Here is a 1,003-nt window from a genome sequence, read left to right as displayed (position 1 = left end):
CGGCTCAGAAAGTGTTGGGTAATCGGGTGATCACTCGTTCTTGAGGTCGTCGGCGAGGCGGCGGGCTGCTTCGGTCTCGATGGGGCCGCGCGGTTCGATCTCCTCGCCGGCGAGGCGGGCGGCCATGAGCCGGATCATCGCGACCTTGATCATCGCTTCGGCGTGCGCGGTCTTGCGCTCGTAGTCCCGTGCCAACCGTCTGCACCGTCCCAGCCAGGAGAATGTCCGCTCGACCACCCACCTGCGGGGCAGCACCTGGAACCCTTTCACATCCGCGTTGCGCGGCACCGCCACGATCGCCAGACCCTCGTGCTCCGCCGCCCAGCCGACCAGGCCGGCATCGACCACGTTGACGTAGCCGCCGTCGACCCAGACCAGCCCGACTTGCGGAAACACCTCCCTGATACCGGCCAGGACCAGCTTCGCGCCCGCCCGGTCCTGCACCGAAGCCGAGTGCACCACCGCCCGCAGCACGAGCCCGCAGGTGTCCACGAGCAGGTGCCGCTTGCGGCCCCGCACCCGCTTGCCCGCGTCGTAGCCGATCGCCTGCCCGCCCTGGTGGCTACGGGCCGACTGCGAATCCAGCACCGCCGCCGACGGCTGCGGATCCCGCCCGTCCGCCACCCGGACCCGCTCACGCAGCGTGTCGTGGACCCGGTCCCAGGTCCCGTCCGCCGTCCACGCACGGAACCACCGGTAGGCCACGTCCCACGGCACGAGGTCATGCGGCACCAGCCGCCACGCACAACCACTGACCAGCACGTACAACACCGTGTCCACGACCAGCCGACGCGGGAACTTCAACGGCCGCCCGGCCCGGCGCGGATCCCGCACCGGCAGCAACGGCTCGATCACCGCCCACTGAGCATCCGTCAACGACGAGTCGTACGAAGGCTTGCAAGCGCAGACACACATGGCGATGATCTTCGCGGACTCTTCACCGCGAAGATCACCACCAGTCCATCACGGCACGCAGTTGATCAATTACCCAACACTTTCTCAG

Annotated in this window: 1 protein-coding gene; it reads right to left on the bottom strand. The window is 68.4% G+C overall.

Annotated elements, in window-relative coordinates; genetic code table 11:
* Positions 1-30 precede the first annotated feature (30 nt).
* A complete protein-coding gene (locus tag ABZ449_RS42380) occupies positions 31-915 on the bottom strand; it encodes an IS5 family transposase (RefSeq protein ID WP_360357553.1) in 885 nt (294 codons plus the stop codon).
* Between the last annotated feature and the right edge of the window lie 88 nt (positions 916-1,003).

It is taken from the genome of Kitasatospora sp. NPDC005856 (assembly GCF_040629945.1).
Classification (GTDB): Bacteria; Actinomycetota; Actinomycetes; order Streptomycetales; family Streptomycetaceae; genus Kitasatospora.
This window is presented reverse-complemented; position numbering and strand designations above follow the sequence as displayed.

Bases quoted from the DNA above. Each gene is read 5' to 3' on its own strand.
- ABZ449_RS42380 (WP_360357553.1), bottom strand. From the start codon at position 915: ATGTGTGTCTGCGCTTGCAAGCCTTCGTACGACTCGTCGTTGACGGAT.